The sequence below is a fragment of the Vibrio sp. 10N.286.45.E10 genome, assembly GCF_002874195.2.
Classification (GTDB): Bacteria; Pseudomonadota; Gammaproteobacteria; order Enterobacterales; family Vibrionaceae; genus Vibrio; species Vibrio crassostreae.
Genome location: NZ_MCWD02000001.1, coordinates 2624752 through 2642733, shown reverse-complemented (window position 1 = coordinate 2642733; position 17982 = coordinate 2624752). Strand labels below are relative to the sequence as shown.

Annotated in this window: 16 protein-coding genes and 1 other RNA gene; 11 read left to right on the top strand and 6 right to left on the bottom strand. The window is 44.7% G+C overall.

Annotated features, from left to right (window positions below; translation table 11 throughout):
- Positions 1-357: 357 nt before the first annotated feature.
- The 6 genes from tkt (at position 358) to BCU34_RS11650 (ending at position 8396) form a co-directional block, all read left to right on the top strand.
- On the top strand, positions 358-2352 hold the full coding sequence (gene tkt, locus BCU34_RS11675; protein WP_108145191.1) for a transketolase: 1995 nt from the start codon (positions 358-360) through the stop codon (positions 2350-2352).
- A 213-nt stretch (positions 2353-2565) separates the two neighbouring features.
- Positions 2566-3615, top strand: coding sequence for an erythrose-4-phosphate dehydrogenase (gene epd / locus BCU34_RS11670; protein ID WP_065675480.1), 1050 nt, complete (start codon positions 2566-2568; stop codon positions 3613-3615).
- 166 nt (positions 3616-3781) lie between these two features.
- On the top strand, positions 3782-4945 hold the full coding sequence (locus BCU34_RS11665) for a phosphoglycerate kinase (RefSeq protein WP_017059064.1): 1164 nt from the start codon (positions 3782-3784) through the stop codon (positions 4943-4945).
- A 155-nt stretch (positions 4946-5100) separates the two neighbouring features.
- Positions 5101-6177, top strand: coding sequence for a class II fructose-bisphosphate aldolase (fbaA, locus tag BCU34_RS11660; RefSeq protein WP_060982706.1), 1077 nt, complete (start codon positions 5101-5103; stop codon positions 6175-6177).
- Positions 6178-6553: 376 nt separating this feature from the next.
- Positions 6554-7420, top strand: coding sequence for a small-conductance mechanosensitive channel MscS (gene mscS / locus BCU34_RS11655; protein WP_102431282.1), 867 nt, complete (start codon positions 6554-6556; stop codon positions 7418-7420).
- A gap of 454 nt (positions 7421-7874) precedes the next feature.
- Entirely contained in the window at positions 7875-8396 is a 522-nt protein-coding gene (locus BCU34_RS11650; protein WP_102431280.1) for a TetR/AcrR family transcriptional regulator, read from the top strand.
- A gap of 66 nt (positions 8397-8462) precedes the next feature.
- On the opposite strand, the gene BCU34_RS11645 is transcribed toward BCU34_RS11650, so the two are convergent.
- Positions 8463-9092, bottom strand: coding sequence for a LysE/ArgO family amino acid transporter (locus BCU34_RS11645; protein WP_102431279.1), 630 nt, complete (start codon positions 9090-9092; stop codon positions 8463-8465).
- Between the two features lie 142 nt (positions 9093-9234).
- Here BCU34_RS11645 and BCU34_RS11640 point away from each other — a divergent pair, with 142 nt between their 5' ends.
- Positions 9235-10131, top strand: a complete 897-nt coding sequence (locus tag BCU34_RS11640) for a LysR family transcriptional regulator ArgP (RefSeq protein WP_102478912.1) — start codon at positions 9235-9237, stop codon at positions 10129-10131.
- 111 nt (positions 10132-10242) lie between these two features.
- Complete coding sequence (locus BCU34_RS11635) at positions 10243-10956, top strand: oxidative stress defense protein (protein WP_048611414.1); 714 nt, start codon at positions 10243-10245, stop codon at positions 10954-10956.
- A gap of 117 nt (positions 10957-11073) precedes the next feature.
- On the opposite strand, the gene serA is transcribed toward BCU34_RS11635, so the two are convergent.
- From serA to zapA, 5 genes are all read right to left on the bottom strand, one after another.
- The gene (gene serA, locus BCU34_RS11630) at positions 11074-12303 is read right to left on the bottom strand and encodes a phosphoglycerate dehydrogenase (protein WP_055319631.1); all 1230 of its coding nucleotides are present in this window, start codon (positions 12301-12303) and stop codon (positions 11074-11076) included.
- A 261-nt stretch (positions 12304-12564) separates the two neighbouring features.
- Complete coding sequence (rpiA, locus tag BCU34_RS11625; protein ID WP_048605825.1) at positions 12565-13221, bottom strand: ribose-5-phosphate isomerase RpiA; 657 nt, start codon at positions 13219-13221, stop codon at positions 12565-12567.
- Positions 13222-13323: 102 nt separating this feature from the next.
- A complete protein-coding gene (locus tag BCU34_RS11620) occupies positions 13324-13923 on the bottom strand; it encodes a 5-formyltetrahydrofolate cyclo-ligase (RefSeq protein WP_102431719.1) in 600 nt (199 codons plus the stop codon).
- A 6-nt stretch (positions 13924-13929) separates the two neighbouring features.
- Positions 13930-14112, bottom strand: a non-coding RNA gene (gene ssrS / locus BCU34_RS11615) — 6S RNA.
- A gap of 11 nt (positions 14113-14123) precedes the next feature.
- Positions 14124-14432, bottom strand: coding sequence for a cell division protein ZapA (gene zapA, locus BCU34_RS11610; RefSeq protein WP_004735366.1), 309 nt, complete (start codon positions 14430-14432; stop codon positions 14124-14126).
- A 308-nt stretch (positions 14433-14740) separates the two neighbouring features.
- Here zapA and BCU34_RS11605 point away from each other — a divergent pair, with 308 nt between their 5' ends.
- From BCU34_RS11605 to BCU34_RS11595, 3 genes are read left to right on the top strand one after another with little or no spacing between them, the layout of a single operon-like run.
- A complete protein-coding gene (locus tag BCU34_RS11605; RefSeq protein ID WP_102478911.1) occupies positions 14741-15316 on the top strand; it encodes a YecA family protein in 576 nt (191 codons plus the stop codon).
- Between the two features lie 23 nt (positions 15317-15339).
- Positions 15340-16518, top strand: a complete 1179-nt coding sequence (gene ubiH, locus BCU34_RS11600) for a 2-octaprenyl-6-methoxyphenyl hydroxylase (protein WP_102478910.1) — start codon at positions 15340-15342, stop codon at positions 16516-16518.
- An 11-nt stretch (positions 16519-16529) separates the two neighbouring features.
- Entirely contained in the window at positions 16530-17753 is a 1224-nt protein-coding gene (locus tag BCU34_RS11595; protein WP_048659404.1) for an FAD-dependent 2-octaprenylphenol hydroxylase, read from the top strand.
- Positions 17754-17982 lie beyond the last annotated feature (229 nt).

Sequence of the window (17982 nt, the reverse complement as noted above, 5' to 3'; positions counted from 1 at the left end):
AGAGCTCCACTTTTAAGTTTTTGGTGTAAATAGTTTATGGCGTCGCAAGCTAGGAAGCGCCGCCATTAAATACAGTATATTTTGTAGGTGTTTCTACATCTAGACGGCTATTCTAAATTCCAGCGGTCGAATTACAAGCTCTTTTTTATGATATGTCATAACTAATCGTTTGCGTATCGATCGAGATAAGCCACTGCTAAGTGATGTAAATGTTCGAAAATTGCGAAAAATGACCGTTAAAATGCCAGTAAAACGTTTGCAGTCGCAATAGTCGTTTGAGAGAATACCCGCGCTAATAAAAATGAAAACTTTAGCAATTATCTCTTTTTTAAATCGCTTATGTATCCAGGAGCAGACATGCCTTCTCGTAAAGATCTAGCCAATGCAATCCGCGCACTTAGCATGGACGGTGTTCAACAAGCAAATTCAGGCCACCCAGGCGCACCTATGGGCATGGCTGACATCGCTGAGGTTCTTTGGCGTGGCCACTTGAACCACAACCCAGCAAACCCAGAATGGGCTGACCGCGACCGTTTTATTCTGTCTAACGGCCATGGTTCAATGTTGATTTATTCTCTGCTTCACCTTGCAGGTTACGAGCTTTCAATTGAAGACCTGAAAAACTTCCGTCAACTGCACTCTAAGACTCCAGGTCACCCTGAGTACGGTTACGCTCCTGGTATCGAAACAACGACTGGTCCTCTAGGTCAAGGCATCACTAACGCTGTTGGTATGGCAATGGCTGAGAAAGCACTGGCGGCACAGTTCAACAAAGAAGGCCACGACATCGTAGACCACTACACTTATGCATTCATGGGTGATGGCTGTCTGATGGAAGGTATCTCTCACGAAGCATGTTCTCTAGCAGGTACGCTAGGTCTTGGTAAGCTGGTTGCTTTCTGGGATGACAACGGCATCTCTATCGATGGTGAAGTTGAAGGTTGGTTCTCTGACGATACACCTAAGCGTTTTGAAGCATACGGCTGGCACGTAATCCCAGCAGTAGATGGTCACGACTCTGACGCTATCAACGCAGCGATTGAAGCGGCTAAAGCGGATCCTCGTCCTACGCTTATCTGTACTAAAACTATCATCGGTTTTGGTTCTCCAAACAAAGCGGGTACGCATGACTGTCACGGTGCTCCACTAGGTGCTGATGAAATCACAGCAACTAAAGCAGCATTGGGTTGGGAACACGGTCCTTTCGAAATCCCAGCAGATATCGCAGCTGAGTGGAATGCGAAAGAAGCAGGCGCAGCGAAAGAAGCAGCGTGGAACGCGAAGTTTGACGCATACGCAGCGGCTTACCCAGAGCTAGCAGCTGAATTCAAACGTCGTACTAACGGCGAGCTACCCGCTGAGTGGGAAGAGAAAGCAAACGCAATCATTGCTGATCTTCAAGCTAACCCAGCAAACATCGCTTCACGTAAAGCATCTCAAAACGCACTAGAAGCGTTTGGTCAAATGCTTCCAGAATTCATGGGCGGCTCTGCTGACCTTGCGCCTTCTAACCTGACTATGTGGTCTGGTTCTAAGTCTCTTGAAGCAACTGACTTCTCTGGTAACTACATCCATTACGGTGTACGTGAATTCGGTATGACGGCTATCATGAACGGTATCGCTCTGCACGGTGGTTTCGTGCCATACGGCGCAACGTTCCTAATGTTCATGGAATACGCGCGTAACGCAATGCGTATGGCTGCTCTGATGAAAGTTCAGAACATCCAAGTTTACACGCACGATTCTATCGGCTTAGGCGAAGATGGCCCTACTCACCAACCGGTTGAGCAGATCGCTTCTCTACGTCTGACTCCAAACATGAGCACATGGCGTCCATGTGACCAAGTTGAGTCTGCTGTTGCTTGGAAACTGGCTATTGAGCGTAAAGATGGTCCTTCATCTCTAATCTTCTCTCGTCAAAACCTTGCACAACAAGATCGTAATGCTGAGCAAGTTGCTAACATCGCTAAGGGTGGTTACATCCTGAAAGATTGTGAAGGCAAGCCAGAGCTAATCATCATTGCAACTGGTTCTGAAGTTGAGCTTGCAGTTGAAGCTGCTGCACAACTAACCGCTGAAGGTAAAGCAGTACGCGTAGTATCTATGCCTGCAACTGACGCGTTCGACAAGCAAGACGCGCAGTACCGTGAGTCTGTACTTCCATCTGACGTTACAGCGCGTATCGCAGTAGAAGCTGGCATCGCTGACTTCTGGTACAAATACGTTGGCTTCGGTGGCAAGATCATCGGTATGACAACGTTCGGCGAATCTGCACCAGCAGGTGAGCTATTCAAGATGTTCGGTTTCACTACTGAAAACGTAGTAAACACAGCGAAAGAGCTTCTTGCTTAATCATTGACTGATGGCCTTGTGCTAACAGTTAAATGAAGGAAAAAACCGAGCGCTGAGCTCGGTTTTTTGTATCTGGGATTTGTTTCTTCTAGGCTTATCTCTACAAGCAACAGATTAACCTGTCTTAACTAAACGGCGTTATTCAAGTAATGCCTTTTGGGTAGGATTCAGTTATCATCTGTTGCACGAAATTTTGGTTAGATGTACGGAACTATGCTAAAAGTCGCGATAAACGGATTTGGAAGAATAGGGCGTAATGTATTACGCGCTGTCTATGAAAGTGGCAAAAGCCAACAAATCAAAGTAGTAGCTGTTAATGAGCTTGCTCAGCCTGACGCTATGGCTCATCTATTGCAATACGACACTAGTCACGGCCGCTTCGGCAAGAAAATCTCCAACGATCAAGAGCACATCTATGTCCATCACGGCATTGGTGCGGAAGATAAAGGTGAGTTCGATACCATTCGTATCTTACATCTTGCTGATATTGAGCTGTTGCCTTGGCGTGACCTAGAAGTGGATATTGTTCTCGACTGTACCGGAGTTTATGGTTGCCGAGATGACGGCCTAGCGCACATTGCTGCTGGGGCAAAAAAGGTACTGTTTTCTCACCCTGGTGCCAATGACCTCGATAACACCATTATCTATGGTGTGAATCACGATACCATTGAAGCGGACCACCGAATCGTTTCCAATGGCTCATGCACCACCAACTGTATTGTCCCTATCATTAAGGTTCTTGATGACGCCTTTGGCATTGAGTCCGGTACTATTACGACTATTCACTCTTCAATGAATGATCAACAAGTTATCGATGCGTACCACAGCGATTTGCGTCGTACTCGAGCGGCAAGCCAATCGATCATTCCTGTCGATACCAAGTTGCATAAAGGTATTGAAAGAATCTTCCCGAAATTTTCCAACAAATTTGAAGCTATATCTGTGCGTGTGCCGACGGTAAACGTAACAGCGATGGATTTAAGTGTCACAATTAATGCAAATGTGAAAGTTAATGACGTAAATCAAACCATTGTTAATGCATCCCAGTGTACATTACACAATATAGTTGACTATACTGAAGCGCCGCTCGTTTCCATCGACTTTAATCACGATCCCCATAGCGCAATCGTTGATGGTTCACAAACTCGAGTGAGCAACGGCCACTTAGTTAAAATGCTAGTGTGGTGTGACAATGAATGGGGCTTTGCGAACCGAATGCTAGATACGGTTCTTGCAATGCAAGCTTCTGAAGGCAAGAAGTAAGACCTAGAAGCAAATGTGCGGATTATTTATTTTTTAGCTTGAAATAAATACTAAGAGTCCACATATTATTGGTAGTGAAAGAATTACCAGTTGAATAATTTATAGGCTTAGCAGGGTTGCTGAGTTTCCAAAACTTTATATTTATTTAAATTTGAGAGGACAAATCATGTCTGTGATCAAGATGACTGACCTGGAACTTGCAGGTAAACGCGTATTTATCCGTGCTGACCTAAACGTACCAGTAAAAGACGGTAAAGTAACTTCAGATGCACGTATCCTTGCATCTCTACCAACTATCAAACTTTGCCTAGAAGCTGGCGCAAAGGTAATGGTTACTTCTCACCTTGGTCGTCCTACTGAAGGCGAATACAACGAAGAGTTCTCTCTAGCTCCTGTAGTTAACTACCTAAACGACGCACTAGACTGCGAAGTTAAACTAGCTAAAGATTACGTAAACGGCCTAGAGCTAAACGCTGGTGAACTTGTTGTTCTTGAAAACGTTCGCTTTAACAAAGGCGAAAAGAAGAACGAAGAAGCGCTTTCTAAGCAATACGCTGCACTATGTGACATCTTCGTAATGGATGCATTCGGTACAGCTCACCGTGCTCAAGCTTCTACACACGGTGTTGGTACTTACGCTCCTGTAGCATGTGCTGGCCCTCTTCTAGCTGCTGAGCTTGAAGCGCTTGGTAAAGCAATGGACAACCCAGCTCGCCCACTAGTGGCTATCGTTGGTGGTTCTAAGGTTTCTACTAAACTAACAGTTCTAGAATCTCTTTCTAAAATTGCTGACCAGCTTGTTGTTGGTGGTGGTATCGCGAACACATTCATCGCTGCTGAAGGCCACAACGTAGGTAAGTCTCTATACGAAGCTGACCTAGTTGAAACGGCTCAAAAACTAATGAAAGAGTGTGCTATCCCAGTAGCGACTGACGTTGCATGTGCTAAAGCATTCGACGAAAACGCAGAAGCTGAAATCAAGCACGTTTCTGAAGTTCAAGACGACGACATGATCTTCGACCTTGGTCCAGATTCAACTGCGGCACTAGCTGAAATCATCGGCAACGCTAAAACTATCCTTTGGAACGGCCCTGTAGGCGTATTCGAATTCAAAAACTTCGAAGCGGGTACAGCTGGTATCTCTAAAGCAATCGCTGAGTCTGCAGGCTTCTCTGTAGCAGGTGGTGGTGACACGCTAGCAGCTATCGACAAGTTCGGTATCAAAGCTGACGTTTCTTACATCTCTACTGGCGGTGGCGCTTTCCTTGAATTCGTTGAAGGTAAAGTACTTCCTGCAGTAGCAATGCTTGAAGAGCGTGCTAAAGCATAATTGATTTAGAAAGGCGAGATGTGAATCTCGCCTTTTAACGTTTGCTGCATATCACACTTTTTTGCTAGAATGACATAAGTTGTGAGCAAACGATTGCAAGTTTTTGAACTTAAGTTTTTTAATCTTAAAACGATAGAATAAATAGGACTATTTCCATGTCTAAGATCTTCGATTTTGTAAAACCTGGTGTAATTTCTGGCGATGACGTACAGAAAGTATTTGAAATCGCAAAAGAGAACAAGTTTGCACTTCCTGCTGTAAACGTTGTTAACACTGATTCAATCAACGGTGTTCTAGAAGCAGCTGCTAAAGTTAAAGCTCCTGTTGTTGTTCAGTTCTCTAACGGCGGTGCTGGTTTCTTCGCTGGTAAAGGCGTTAAACTTGAAGGTCAAGGCGCACAAATCCTTGGCGCTGTTGCTGGTGCAAAATACGTACACGCTGTTGCTGAGTCTTACGGTGTTCCAGTTATCCTGCACACTGACCACGCTGCTAAGAAACTTCTTCCATGGATCGACGGTCTACTAGACGCTGGTGAAGAGTTCTTCGCACAAACTGGTAAGCCTCTTTTCTCTTCTCACATGATCGATCTTTCTGAAGAGTCTCTAGAAGAGAACATCGAAACATGTGCTAAGTACCTAGAGCGCATGGCTAAAATGAACATGACTCTAGAAATCGAACTAGGTTGTACTGGTGGTGAAGAAGATGGCGTTGATAACTCTGATATGGACGCATCTGAGCTTTACACTTCTCCTGAAGATGTAGCTTACGCTTACGAAATCCTAAACGCAGTTAGCCCTCGTTTCACTATCGCGGCTTCTTTCGGTAACGTACACGGTGTTTACCAAGCTGGTAACGTTGTACTTACTCCAACTATCCTACGTGACTCTCAAGCATACTGTGCAGAGAAGTTCGGTATTGCACCTAACGCTCTAAACTTCGTATTCCACGGTGGTTCTGGTTCTTCTGAAGCAGAAATCCAAGAGTCTATCGGCTACGGTGTTATTAAAATGAACATCGATACTGATACACAGTGGGCAACTTGGGATGGTATCCGTACTTACTCTGCTGAAAACTTCGATTACCTACAAGGTCAAATCGGTAACCCTAAAGGCGAAGACCAACCAAACAAGAAGTTCTACGATCCACGCGTATGGCTACGTGCTGGTCAAGCTTCAATGGTTACTCGTCTTGAGAAAGCATTTGCTGACCTTAACGCTATCGACGTACTATAATTCTTTGAATTAAGTACTCTTTAAGTTTTAAAAACCCGCTCATTGAGCGGGTTTTTTTATGTCTGATAAAAACTTGTATTAAATATGTGAAAAACCTAGCGTGTGGTGAATAAATTTCCTAGGATTGAGTTATCGGTATTTGTATTTATTGGTAAGTTTCAATAATTCAAAAGCTTACATAAATATGACTTTGCAATCTGTCAAAGATAGGATATCGTGCCGAAAAACTGAACTTGGTTCAGTTTATAAAAAGGACTTGGCTTTAATTTACTTTGAACACAATGACTTAACGGTCATTAAACTGTTTATTATATTGTAGAGTAAATTAGGCTTAAGGCAGTTTAGCCCATAGCATATTATATAGAGGATGCACATTATGGCTGAGAGTTCGACAGCGGTTGAGACTCCACTTGTGGATGGTTTGTCTCAAGCAGAGCAGTGGTTAACAAATAATTCAGATTTATTTATCCAATATGGCGTAAATATCATTTCAGCACTGATAATTCTATTTATTGGTAACCTTATTGTTAAAGCAGTAGCGAATAGCGTGTCTAAGGTTCTTCAGAAGAAGAAAATGGACCGAGCGGTTGTGGAATTTATTCACGGCTTAGTTCGCTACCTATTGTTTGTTATTGTTTTAATTGCTGCACTAGGTCGATTAGGTGTTCAAACGGCATCTGTAGTTGCTGTTATTGGTGCGGCTGGTTTAGCCGTTGGTCTTGCATTACAAGGCTCACTATCTAACTTTGCTGCTGGTGTACTTATCGTTGCATTCCGTCCATTTAAGTCTGGTGACTATGTGGAAATTGGTGGTGTAGCAGGTTCAGTGGATTCAATTCAGATCTTCCAAACGGTTCTAACAACGCCAGATAACAAAATGGTAGTGGTACCAAACGGTAGCGTTATTGGTAGCCCAATTACTAACTACTCTCGTCATGACACACGTCGTATCGACCTAATGATCGGTGTTTCTTACGGTGCTGATCTACAAAAGACCAAAGAACTTCTGACTAAGATCTGTGAATCTGACGAGCGCGTGTTGAAAGAACCAGGCGTTCAAGTGGGTGTTCACACACTTGCTGACTCTTCTGTTAACTTCGTGGTTCGCCCATGGGTTAGCACCGCAGAGTACTGGAATGTTTACTTCGACCTGATGCAAGCAATCAAAGAAGGCTTGGATAAAGAAGGTATCGAAATTCCATTCCCACAAATGGATGTTCACATGAACAAAGTTGAGGGCTAATAAAGCTTCGACAAGTTGAATAAAAAGGCGGATAACTTAGGTTATCCGCCTTTTTTGTTGTCTTCAATATCATTCCTTTTACTCGTTAGTTGTCGTTACTGCTTAGCTTCTTTTCTTTGTATATCCCTATTTCGTGTTCTACTCGACGTCGGCCACAACGATGTTTTTAACATCGCATATAAGGGCTTTCTTACTTCTTGTCCTCCCAAAATAGCCAATAAACATAAACCGCCAGGAATCAGAATCATCATCAGTAGCGGTCGAAGTAGATAAGAGAAGCAAAAGATCGTGGGCAGAAAAATCAGCACTTGTCCCAGTCGGTTTAATATATTCATCATGTCCGTATCTCCAAAGTTAAATTGAGCGCGCTCATTTTTATAATTGAGCGCGCTCAATTTGTCAAATTAGAGCACTAAGAGTATGATCAAGCTTGATTAGAGAAGGATGTATTTTCGTGAGTAAGAGAGAGATAACGAAACAGAAGATCTTAGCGTCTGCTTGGGAGTTGTTTGGGGAAAATGGTTATGACAACACCACAACTCGACAGATCGCTCGCCACGCGGGTGTGGCAGATGGCACGGTGTTTAGTCATTTTGAAACCAAGCTGACTATTCTTCGAGAAGGAATGCTATCGCAGTTGGAAAAGATTGGTCAGGAGGTGTTAGCGGCTGAGCAAGATAAACGTGCTGTGGATATCGGTATCTCGCTAATTGGACACTACTACAGCTATTATTTTGATAATGTTGAGTTAAGTCGAGCGTTACTCAAAGAGGTCATTTGGGATCTAGACTATTACCGTACCTTTGATCAGGCACTCTTTCAGACTGTTAATGTCGATGCATCTATTTCTGAAAAAATGCCATTGATTATGGATAGCTATTTCATGACCTTGATAAATCACTTGAGCCAACCGGAACCAAGCCTTGAAGCTGCGCTGAGTGAACTTAACAGTAAAATTCGAGTCATTCTAGCGTAACTCATTATATTAATGAGTTACTGATGTCATCTTTGGCTTGGTCGACAGTCTTTGTTCTTTAATTGCTTACCAGTATTGCTCAACCAGTCCATTGGTAAGCACAGCAGCAATTGCGAACATCATAGTTGCTACAGCGATATCAATGCCTTTCTTAACATTCGGTTTAGATAGCGTTGGGCCTAGCTTTGCCGCGCCCAGTGACAAAGAGTAAAACCAAACAAATGAAGCCAAGATGGTTCCCATAGCAAAAGCAATTCTGTCGTTACCTTCAAACTGCCCGCCAATCGACCCAAGAATCACCACCGTATCTAAGTAGAGATGTGGGTTTAACACAGTAACCGCCAATGCGCCCAAAATAACGGTGCGCTTACCACGAGCCAGTATCTCTCCTTTTGACTCCTCGCTTGAGGGCGCTTTAAAGGCACTGCGTAGTGATAACAAACCATACACGGTTAGAAAAGCGATGCCGCCTAACGTGACCGAGGTGAGTAGCAATTCATTTTGCGACAGAATCGCACCGCCACCAAAGATACCCAATGAGATAAACAGAGTGTCGAGCAGGCTACAGATTGTTGCAGTGGTTAAATGGTGGTTGCGCTTTATCCCTTGATTTAGGACGTACGCATTCTGAGCGCCAATAGGGATAATCATGCTTGCCCCTAGACCAAAACCTTGTAATAAAACCCAAAAACTCATTTTAACCTCCACTTATTTAACGATATTTACGTGCTATATGGCGAAGATACTCCGACCCTTTAAATAAGTATAATTAATGATTTTAATCTATTATTAGAGTTGCTAATGTGGCATTGAGTTAGCTTAAAAAGGAAGCAAATTGATGCGTGGATTGGATTATAAGTGGATAGAAGCACTGGATGCCGTAGTAAAACAACGTAGCTTCGAAAGGGCTGCTGAGCAGTTATATATCTCCCAGTCGGCGGTATCTCAGCGCATCAAACAGCTGGAAAAGTGGTTGGCTCAGCCTGCCTTAGTGAGAGAAAGCCCGCCTAGGCCAACGCCTGCGGGTAAAAAATTACTGGGCTTATATCGTCGTGTTCGTTTGTTAGAGCACGAACTTGTGCCTGAGTTGATGAATGAAGAGGGAACTCAGCCACTATCGATATCCATAGCCACCAACGCTGATAGTTTGGCGACATGGCTGCTACCGGCTTTGTCGGATGTGATGAAATCTCGCCAAGTCGAGTTGAACCTCGCGATTCATGGTGAGTCGAGAACCATTGAAAAGATAAAAAGTGGCGAGGTGGCCGGTGCAATCAGTTTGGAGTCTCAAGCGATTCCAGGCTGCAGTGCCGATTATCTCGGTAGGATGGATTATGTTTGCGTGGCTAGCCCTGATTTTCATCAGCGTTACTTTTCAGAGGGCGTAAATTACGCCACGTTAAGCAAGGCGCCTGCGGTTTCCTATGATCAATACGATGACCTGCATAAGAAGTTTTTGCATGATCATTTTAACGTCCCGAGAGACAGTGTGATTAATCATACTGTCGGCAGCTCGGAAGCATTTGTGCGTTTAGCGTTGTCGGGTGTTGCCTATTGCTTGATTCCTCGATTGCAGATTATCGATGAGCTAGAGTCTGGTGATCTTATTGACATTACCCCTGGCTTTCTGCTGTCTTATCGCATTTATTGGCACCATTGGCAGCTCGAGAGTGGGGTGTTAAAAGAGGTATCCCAAGCGGTATTAAGTTTTGCTCACAATCACTTGCCTCAGTAAGCTGTTGATTTTTTCAGCGTCAAAGTTCTGTTAGAAGTGCGTGCTCTGGATTGGCTAAACGATAAATTGCTCTATGATGAAAGTACATTTGTTTAGCATAGGTCATACCTAATGAAGCTTGTACCAAAGATGTTAGCAACGTCTCTTACTCTTACTGCGGCGTTGAGTGCTGTGAGTTTTCCATCATTGGCAGACTCTCCATCCTTTCCTCATATTTCAACGACAGGCTATGGTGAAGTGATCGCGACACCTGATATGGCGACATTCTCTGTGAGAGTCGTGGAATCTACGATGACTGCTGAACAGGCTAAAAATACCGTTGATAAAGTCGTGACAGGCTTTCTAAATAAGTTGCATCAAGCTGGTGTTGATGAGGCGAGTGTTCACAGCTCGAACCTGTACCTATCTCCTCAATACCATTATCCAAAAGATGGTAAACCTGAACTGGTTGGCTACCGCGCCTCACGTAATGTGACCGTTCAAGTTAATGAGCTAGCGAACCTTAATGAATACATGGATATTGCTATCGGGCAGGGCATTAATCAGATCGATAACATTCAGCTGCAAGTTCGCGACCAAGCTAAGTATCAAGAGCAAGCGCGCTTAGAAGCTATTAAAGATGCGACATCAAAAGCCAAATCATTAGCGAGTGGTTTTGAGCGTGAGCTAGGTGATGTTTGGCGTGTTGATTACAACGCACAATCTTCTCAGCCTGTGCTCATGCGTTCAATGGCGATGGATGCGAGAACTGAATCGAACTCTTATGAAGACTCAACGATCACCATTCGCGATCGCGTTAATGTGATCTACCAAATCGAAGAGTAATGACATCGCTATAGAGGCTTTTGGATCATGATGATCTAATTACCTACGATAGGCCAAATACTAAAAAGGCTCTCATAATGAGAGCCTTTTTGTTTTTACTAATATCGAGTTCGATGATTAGTGAAGTAGACGAGCACGGATTGTGCCTTCGATCTCTTTCAGTTTAAGCAATGCTTCTTCTGAACGATCCGCTTCTACATCGATAACTACATAACCCATATCAGCCGCAGTCTGTAGGTACTGACCCGCGATGTTAATGCCTTCTTCAGCGAAGATGGTGTTGATCTGAGTTAGGATACCTGGGCGGTTTTCGTGAATGTGCAGCAAACGAGACGTGCCCGTGTGTAGCGGTAGAGATACCTCTGGGAAGTTAACACTTGATAGCGTAGAACCGTTATCAGAGTATTTCGCTAGCTTGCCAGCCACTTCAACACCGATATTCTCTTGTGCTTCCTGAGTTGAACCACCTACGTGAGGTGTAAGAATCACGTTGTCGAACTGCATCAATGGCGACTCAAACGGGTCTGCATTGGTTTTTGGTTCTGTTGGGAAAACGTCGATCGCTGCACCTGCAAGGTGACCAGAATCTAGAGCGCCACACAGAGCTGGAATATCTACAACTGTGCCACGTGCTGCATTGATAAAGATAGAACCTGGCTTCATGCGCTCGAACTCTTCTTTACCCATCATGTCTTTTGTTTCGTTGGTTTCAGGGACGTGTAAAGAGATCACATCACACTTATTCAGCAGTTCGGTCATGGTATGAACTTGCGTTGCGTTACCCAAAGACAGTTTGTTTTCAATGTCGTAGAAGTAAACACGCATGCCAAGGTTTTCAGCAATAATACCCAGTTGAGTACCTATGTGACCGTAGCCAATAATACCTAAACGCTTACCACGGGCTTCGTAAGAGTTGTCTGCACTCTTTTTCCAGATGCCACGGTGAGCAAGAGCGTTCTTTTCTGGAATGCCACGTAGTAGTAATAAAACCTGGCCAAGAACAAGTTCAGCAACGCTTCGAGTGTTTGAGAACGGTGCGTTGAACACAGGGATACCGCGTTTTGCTGCTGCTTGAAGGTTTACTTGATTAGTACCAATACAGAAACAACCAACGGCAACCAGTTTTTCAGCTGCATCAATAACTTCTTGGGAGATGTTAGTGCGAGAACGAATACCAATGAAGTGAGCATCTTTAACTGCTTCAAGAAGTTCATCTTCCGGTAGCGAGCCTTTGTGGTACTCAATGTTTGTGTAACCAGCGGCTTGCAGTACTTCTACAGAAGAAGGGTGAAGACCTTCTAGAAGTAGAATTTTTATTTTTTCTTTTTCCAGTGAAACTTTGGCCATTGTTCTCGTCCTTAAAATGGAAAGGTTGGGCAAATGCGGCGCACGTGCTACAAAATGGCTGAAAGGGGAACAAATTCACCACTTTGTTAGGAGACAAACGTTTTCCCTGTGCGTCTTCTGAACAATAAAGTAACAAAAAAAAAATGTTTTGGGTAAGAAAATTACGGAATAAGACATAATTTTACAGCAATAAAGCAAAAAAAACGGCGCCCTAGGGCACCGTATGTAATGAAGTAACAGAAAAACTCAATCTTCCATTATTTATTCTTCGATTTTTGCACCTTCAGGCGTGCCAGTGATAACCACATCAGCGCCACGGTGAGCGAACAGACCAACCGTCACCACACCAGCAATACCATTGATGATATCTTCTAGTTGTTTCGGGTTTTCGATCGCCATGCCGTACACATCTAGGATCACGTTGCCATTATCGGTTGTGCAGCCTTCGCGGTAAACTGGGTCACCACCAAGCTTAACTAACTCACGAGCAACGTACGAACGTGCCATTGGGATTACTTCAACAGGCAGTGGGAATTTGCCCAACACATCAACTGCTTTAGTACCGTCAACAATACACACAAACTTATCAGAGATAGCCGCTACGATTTTTTCACGAGTCAAAGCAGCGCCGCCGCCTTTGATCATATCGCGTGAAGCGTTAATTTCGTCTGCACCATCAACATAGATGTCTAACTTGAATACGTCGTTGCACTCAAATACTTTGATTTCTAGTGCTTCTAGTTTTTCAGTAGAGGCTACAGAGCTTGAAACCGCACCTTTGATTTTGTCTTTCATTGTGCCAAGTGCGTCGATGAAGTGATTTACTGTTGAGCCAGTACCTACACCTACAATGCTGCCTTCTTCAACATATTGAAGTGCTGCCCAGCCAGCTGCTTTTTTCATTTCATCTTGAGTCATGCCATTCTCCTGAATAAGGTCTTGCGCTTTGAATTAATCGTTCGCGTATTGAAGTTAACGTTTATATATCGAGGTTAACGTTTGCGGCGCGATTATAGCGCTTTAATGGTTGTTTTCCCATTGCCAAGTTTTACTTGGAGTCACGATTTTAGGTAACGGAATGTCCCATTCTTCAATCGGTAGGGTATCAACATGTTGGCAATCATGAGCCAAACCAATAGGAGTTGCGCCTTCGCCCGTTTCGAACCACTTCGCCAAGGTGCGATCGTAATATCCGCCGCCCATACCTAAACGATGGCCATGAGAGTCAAAGCCGACAAGGGGTGTAAGAATGAGATCGAGTTGCTGGCAAGGTTTAACCAGCATTTGATTAAGTTGGGGTTCAACGATTCCGTACTTATTCAAAACAGTGGGTGTGGTTGGAGAATAATGTAGAAACAACAGGTGTCCGGCAGAGAAGGGGTGTAATACTGGTAAATAAGTTTGCTTACCTTGCGCCCATAACCATTCGATCAAAGGCTGGGTATCGAGTTCGCCATCGATAGAGATGTAGAGGGCAATATGTTGAGCTGACTGAATCTCATTGAGCTGAGAACACTGCTTAACTAAGTCTATACCGGATTGAGTTTGCTGGTCGCCAGATAAGGCATTGCGTTTGATACGGATCTGTTTGCGAAATTCGCTGCGTGTGAGCGTCTTCATAAGAAGGGATACCCCAAAGTGCCGTTGAGAATAGATGGCCCTTGAACCAGCGAGTTCAAGGCGGATCAGCAATGATTACCGTAGGCTTCTCGGCGGACCGAGCATGCTCAATAGCACTCAAGTACTAACCCTTAGGGATTGCTTATCGGCTCGGGGACGTGAATCCTCTGACAAACACTCCAGGGTAAATTTTGTGTACGCTATTGCTGTCCGTGCTTAACTTTACTGAGGACATCTGAAAGTGATGTCGTGAGCTGTTCCATTCGCTCGGTCAGTGCGTTTTGTTCATCATTTGCTTCAAACTTCTTGGTTTGTAATTCGTAGCAAATATTCAGAGCTGCGATAGTCAGCAGCTTCACTTCATTGGTTACCTTAGTACGTTCAGCCATCTCTTTCAATCGATTATCAAGATCGGCCGCCGCTGCAATCAATGACTCTTCTTGCCCTGGTGGACAATTCACTCGAGTCAGTTTTCCTAATATTTCAACGTCTACCGCTTGATTACTCATGATGGATGAACTCTTTAACGCGCTATTTTAAGGCTATTGCCCTTCGCCATTTTTTGAGAAAGAAAAAGTGCAAGTACCGATGAGGAAGCAATCTCCTCTGAGGGAGAAACTATAGGTAAACCGCTATTAAGATTCAAGCTTTTCAGAGTGACTGTTTGTAAATGAGAGCTTGAGCACACAGTAATTCAGCAAATTGAACAATTGGTAGTCAGTCATCCTTCAATTGCTGGGGATCGATGCTTACCAGAATTGGGGTGAAGTGGTACGATTATACTATCGATATAAAGAATAACTGAGCGAGCTATCTGATGAGCGAAACTACTTTACCTGATTACCTAACGGTTGCGACTGAACTTCAATCGGCAAGTTTAGCCGTAACCCCTGCTGAGATGCATGGTTTATTAACGGGTATGTTAAGCGGAGGCTTAAGCCTAGCAGATAAGAGTTGGCAACCGCTGATCTTTGATTACACCAACGAAGGTATGGGCTGGCCAGATCGCGCGTTAACGCTAGCGGAAGCGACATTGAAAGTAACGACCAGTGAAATCACAGGTTCAGACATGGAATTGTCTATGTTGCTGCCTGACGAAGACGCAAGCGCAAGCCTGTTTGACTTGGCTGACGGTGTGTCTGATTGGATTAACCATTTCATCTCTGGTTTAGGTCTTGTTGGCGCTCAATTGAACAAAGCGTCTGAAGGCACGAAAGAAGCGTTGGCTGATCTTGAAGAGATGGCAAAGCTAGGCATTGATGAAGAAGATGATCTGGAAGAACAAGCACAACTTCTAGAGCACGTTATTGAGCACGTAAAAGCGTGTGCATTAACGATTCATGCTGAATTTGGTGCACGCCCATCTGAAGATGCGGCGCCAACAATTCACTAATCGTTTGTCGGTTTGAGGTTATGATGGCTCAATATGATGTTGTAATTGCTGGTGGTGCAATGGCGGGGGCGACGTTAGCCCTTGCTCTGAACCGCCTAAGCCAAGGCTCGTTGTCGATTGCGGTGGTTGAGCCTTATCAGGTTGATCATCAAGCTCATCCTGGGTTTGATTCTCGTTCGATCGCTTTGTCTTATGGCACGGTACAGATCCTTGACTCTCTGCACCTGTGGCAATCTATCGCTCCGGTAGCGACCCCGATTAAAGATATCCATGTATCGGATCGTGGGCATGCAGGGATGACGGATATCTATAGTGAAGAACTGGCTGTAGATGCACTTGGCTATGTAGTCGAGTTAGCCGATGTCGGTCGAATTTATCAGCAGAAGCTGGAATCAGAAGCGGCAATTACGATGTTGTGTCCGGACTCGGTAGCGAAAGTTGAGCGAAGTGAGTCACTGACAACTATCGAACTCAACAGTGGGCAAACCATAACGACTAAGTTACTGGTTGCGGCTGACGGTGCAATCTCAACCTGTTGTCAGCAACTCAATATCCCACTGAATGAACATGACTTTGAACAGGTTGCTATGATTGCCAATATCGTGGCGAGCGAACCCCATCAAGGTCGCGCATTTGAGCGTTTTACCCATCATGGGCCAGTCGCTCTATTGCCGATGAGTGATAACCGTTTGTCTCTGGTTTGGTGTTTACCGCCGGAGCAAGTCGATAAAGTTATGGCTTTTAACGACGACGAATTCCTTGAGCAGCTTCAGAGCGATTTTGGTTGGCGACTTGGCCGATTAGAGAAAGTCGGCAAGCGTGCGAGCTATCCACTGATTCTTCGTCACCGACAGCAAAATATCTCTCATCGATTTGCCATTGTTGGTAATGCTGCTCAAACGCTTCACCCCATTGCGGGGCAAGGCTTTAACCTAGGTATCCGAGACGTGGCTTCCTTGGCAGAAGAGTTGTGTACTCAGTTGGATGATGTGGGTCGTTACCGTGGTCTTGTTAACTTTAGAAAACGTAGAGAACAAGATAGAGACGCAACGATCACGTTGACTTCAAGCCTAGTTCACCTGTTCTCAAACGATTTTATGACCGCTCGCATTGGGCGTAATCTTGGGTTAGCCGTAATAGATAACCTTCCACCACTTAAAGGTCCACTTTTGCGTCATACGCTTGGCCTAGTAGAAAGATAAGGTAATAAATAATGATGCAAAGTGTTGATATCGCGATTGTTGGTGGTGGCATGGTTGGCTTAGCGCTTGCTGCTGCCCTGAAAGACAGTGACCTAAGAATTGCTGTCATTGAAGGTAGAGCTCCCAGCGAAGGGCTTAGTGAGCTGCCTGACGTACGTGTATCCGCGTTGAGTCGTTCTAGTGAAGTGATTCTTCGCAACCTAGGTGCATGGCAAGGTATCGAACAAAGACGTGCAGCACCGTATCAAGCGATGGAAGTGTGGGAGCAAGATAGCTTTGCCCGTATTGAGTTTGACTCGACACGCTTGGCTCAGCCGAACTTGGGTCATATCGTTGAAAACCGTGTGATTCAATTAGCGCTGCTTGATCAGGTTAAGAAGCAAGACAACGTCAGCCTGTATATGCCCGCAACGTGTAAAACGATGGCGATTGGTGAAAGTGAAGCTTGGTTAACATTGGACAATGGTCAAGCACTGACAGCTAAGTTAGTTGTTGGAGCAGACGGCGCAAACTCTTGGGTTCGTAAGCAGCAAGATATCCCATTAACACATTGGGATTACGGACACAGTGCGATTGTCGCGAACATCAAAACCACAGAGCCGCATCACAGCGTTGCTCGTCAAATATTCACACCTCAAGGCCCATTGGCATTCCTACCAATGCAACCAAGCCACATGAGCTCGATTGTTTGGTCTACGGAACCAAACCGTGCCGAGAAGTTGGTATCCATGTCGGATACTGATTTTAATAAGCAGCTAACGGCAGAGTTCGACTCAAAGCTTGGATTATGCGAAGTGGTTGGTGACCGTTTTGCATTCCCACTACGCATGCGTTATGCACGTGACTTTGCGGTAGAGCGTGTGGCTTTGGTTGGTGATGCTGCTCATACCATTCATCCATTAGCGGGGCAGGGCGTTAACCTTGGCCTATTAGACGCAGCAAGCTTAGCACAAGAGCTGTTAAAGCTATGGGCTGCGGGTGAGGACATTGGCACCAAGCGTAATCTTCGCGGCTACGAGCGCTGGAGAAAAGCAGAGGCGGCGAAAATGATTGCTTCAATGCAGGGCTTTAAAGACCTGTTTGAAGGCGATAACCCAGCTAAGAAGCTGATTCGTGGTATCGGTATGAAGCTAGCAGGTCAATTACCGGGTGCGAAAGATGAGATCATGAAGCGCGCACTGGGTTTATCTGGCAATCTTCCTGATTTAGCTAAGCGTCCAGTGACTCATCGATAGTGACATAGTGTTCTGGTGATTTATCGAATCATCATTGATACGAAAAAAGGGTTGGCATAATGCCAACCCTTTTTGTTTGTGCGCCGAGCATGGCGTTGATCTAGGAGGTGAAAGTCCTCTACGGGCTCAGTCGAGCGAGAACCGTTAGCCTATGCAAGGGTGTTCACCGTGAGGTGAAATCTGAAGGAAGCAAATGGCAAAACTTGGTTGTGACGAACAGAAATCTGAT

Bases quoted from the DNA above. Each gene is read 5' to 3' on its own strand.
- tkt (WP_108145191.1), top strand. From the start codon at position 358: ATGCCTTCTCGTAAAGATCTAGCCAATGCAATCCGCGCACTTAGCATG.
- epd (WP_065675480.1), top strand. From the start codon at position 2,566: ATGCTAAAAGTCGCGATAAACGGATTTGGAAGAATAGGGCGTAATGTA.
- BCU34_RS11665 (WP_017059064.1), top strand. From the start codon at position 3,782: ATGTCTGTGATCAAGATGACTGACCTGGAACTTGCAGGTAAACGCGTA.
- fbaA (WP_060982706.1), top strand. From the start codon at position 5,101: ATGTCTAAGATCTTCGATTTTGTAAAACCTGGTGTAATTTCTGGCGAT.
- mscS (WP_102431282.1), top strand. From the start codon at position 6,554: ATGGCTGAGAGTTCGACAGCGGTTGAGACTCCACTTGTGGATGGTTTG.
- BCU34_RS11645 (WP_102431279.1), bottom strand. From the start codon at position 9,092: ATGAGTTTTTGGGTTTTATTACAAGGTTTTGGTCTAGGGGCAAGCATG.
- BCU34_RS11640 (WP_102478912.1), top strand. From the start codon at position 9,235: ATGCGTGGATTGGATTATAAGTGGATAGAAGCACTGGATGCCGTAGTA.
- BCU34_RS11635 (WP_048611414.1), top strand. From the start codon at position 10,243: ATGAAGCTTGTACCAAAGATGTTAGCAACGTCTCTTACTCTTACTGCG.
- serA (WP_055319631.1), bottom strand. From the start codon at position 12,303: ATGGCCAAAGTTTCACTGGAAAAAGAAAAAATAAAAATTCTACTTCTA.
- rpiA (WP_048605825.1), bottom strand. From the start codon at position 13,221: ATGACTCAAGATGAAATGAAAAAAGCAGCTGGCTGGGCAGCACTTCAA.
- BCU34_RS11620 (WP_102431719.1), bottom strand. From the start codon at position 13,923: ATGAAGACGCTCACACGCAGCGAATTTCGCAAACAGATCCGTATCAAA.
- zapA (WP_004735366.1), bottom strand. From the start codon at position 14,432: ATGAGTAATCAAGCGGTAGACGTTGAAATATTAGGAAAACTGACTCGA.
- BCU34_RS11605 (WP_102478911.1), top strand. From the start codon at position 14,741: ATGAGCGAAACTACTTTACCTGATTACCTAACGGTTGCGACTGAACTT.
- ubiH (WP_102478910.1), top strand. From the start codon at position 15,340: ATGGCTCAATATGATGTTGTAATTGCTGGTGGTGCAATGGCGGGGGCG.
- BCU34_RS11595 (WP_048659404.1), top strand. From the start codon at position 16,530: ATGATGCAAAGTGTTGATATCGCGATTGTTGGTGGTGGCATGGTTGGC.